Source organism: Mycobacterium neumannii (assembly GCF_002245615.1).
Lineage (GTDB): Bacteria > Actinomycetota > Actinomycetes > Mycobacteriales > Mycobacteriaceae > Mycobacterium > Mycobacterium neumannii_A.
The window spans coordinates 1-671 of sequence record NZ_NKCO01000058.1; the positions used below are offsets into that span (position 1 = coordinate 1).

Sequence of the window (671 nt, forward strand, 5' to 3'; positions counted from 1 at the left end):
GTGCATGGGGGTGGTGATCCGGTGGTGGGGCTGCAGCAGGCGGTGGCCCAGACGCACGGGATCGCGTTCGCCCCGCAGCGGCAGACCGAGGTGTTGTCCAACAACGACACCCTCAGCCATAACGACACCCGGTTCTTGAGCCCGGAGACCAACACGGTCAACCACGCCGGTGAGGATCAGCAGCAGGGTATCGGCAACTTCGGGTTGGAGTTCGGTGACATCACCTTCGGTGACAAGACCACCAATACCGCCACCGACGGCGGGGTGGTCAACACCGGCACCGCAGGCGATATCGATGCCACCAACGTCGAGGGTGACGGCAACGTCGTCGGCGATGACAACGAGAACGTCAACACCGGTGATATCGAGGACTCCAACGTCAACATCGGCGAGGACAATGAGATCGACGACAGCGGAGACCAGACCGCCGGCGGCGACATCATCTCCGACAACGAGGGCCCGGTTATCAACGACGTCGACATGAGCGGTGGCAGCGGCGGCAGCGCCTCGGGCGGTGACGGCGGTGGCGGCCTGATCGGGGTCGGCAACGACGGCGGCAACGCCACCGGTGGGGCCGGCGGCTCGGGTGGCGGGATCGTGATCAACGACAACGACACGACCACCACCAATGTCGATGGCAACCAGACCAATGTCGGCGATATCGACGGCAG

At 64.7% G+C, this 671-nt stretch carries 1 protein-coding gene; it reads left to right on the forward strand.

Going from position 1 to position 671, the window contains the following annotated elements; translation table 11 throughout:
* Positions 1–671 (forward strand): hypothetical protein (locus tag CEX88_RS25780; protein ID WP_099459223.1); only part of this gene is annotated, 671 nt, incomplete at both ends.